The organism is Pseudomonas fontis, assembly GCF_028656955.1.
GTDB classification, from domain to species: Bacteria; Pseudomonadota; Gammaproteobacteria; order Pseudomonadales; family Pseudomonadaceae; genus Aquipseudomonas; species Aquipseudomonas fontis.
Window position 1 is genome coordinate 1 of the sequence record NZ_JAMDGY010000088.1, and the last position, 749, is coordinate 749.

Here is a 749-nt window from a genome sequence, read left to right on the forward strand (position 1 = left end):
CACCTGCGCCTTTTGGACCACTAGCGAAAACCTCTAGCTAGCGTAATTTCCTCTCATCAAATCAATCGCGACCTCAAGCTTTCGGCGGCTTTCAATGGAAAGGCGACGCTTCTTATACTTATTTAAATCTACCACTTCAACTGATACGTCTGCCAAGTCACTACTTAATCGCGAAATTTCTACAATCGCAATACGATCTAAGTCGATCAGCACCGAGTAAATATCCTCGGCCTGTTCAGGAATCCAATTAACGATCAGAGCAAAAGACAACCAGGGAAAAGCCGTTTTAAGAGCAGCCAACAGCAGAGGATTGGTGTTCCCCGAAAGCATCGACGCCATAGAGCTCAGCAAATCCGCTCGAACATGATCACGAGAGGTCATTTGAGCACCCCTGGGAATGCTGTTACTAGATTTCCAAACTTATCAGTCATAACAGTCATTATCGAGGTTGGTTGTCCACCACTGAACTTATCCGTACCAATAGAACGTCCCACATCAACTTCGCGCACATAGCGCACGCCATCAGCACTGTCTACCATTCGTGTGACAGGTGTACTCACAACCGTTTTGCTTTGCAGAAGACCACGCAACTCAAGCTCCCCGATGGAAAACTGGCTTGCATTTACTTTGCCCGACAAGTGACGTGAAGCCAAGTGCTCCATACCATCATTAGCCAAGTTGACTCGGGATTGGACTCGACCAGGAACACCGTCCAAGGTATTCAAAGGCCCTTTTGGACCAACAGTATC

The 749-nt window shown here is 47.4% G+C and carries 2 protein-coding genes; both read right to left on the reverse strand.

The genetic code is table 11. The features are described 5' to 3' along the window. Positions 1-33: 33 nt before the first annotated feature. Positions 34-381 (reverse strand): hypothetical protein, encoded by a 348-nt coding sequence (locus M5G11_RS22945; RefSeq protein ID WP_273913933.1) that lies wholly within the window; start codon positions 379-381, stop codon positions 34-36. Next, the coding region (locus M5G11_RS22950; RefSeq protein ID WP_273913932.1) for a hypothetical protein at positions 378-749 on the reverse strand (372 nt) is incomplete at its 5' end. The genes M5G11_RS22950 and M5G11_RS22945, both read right to left, overlap by 4 nt.

Coding starts and splice junctions, on each gene's coding strand:
- M5G11_RS22945 (WP_273913933.1), bottom strand. CDS start 381: ATGACCTCTCGTGATCATGTTCGAGCGGATTTGCTGAGCTCTATGGCG.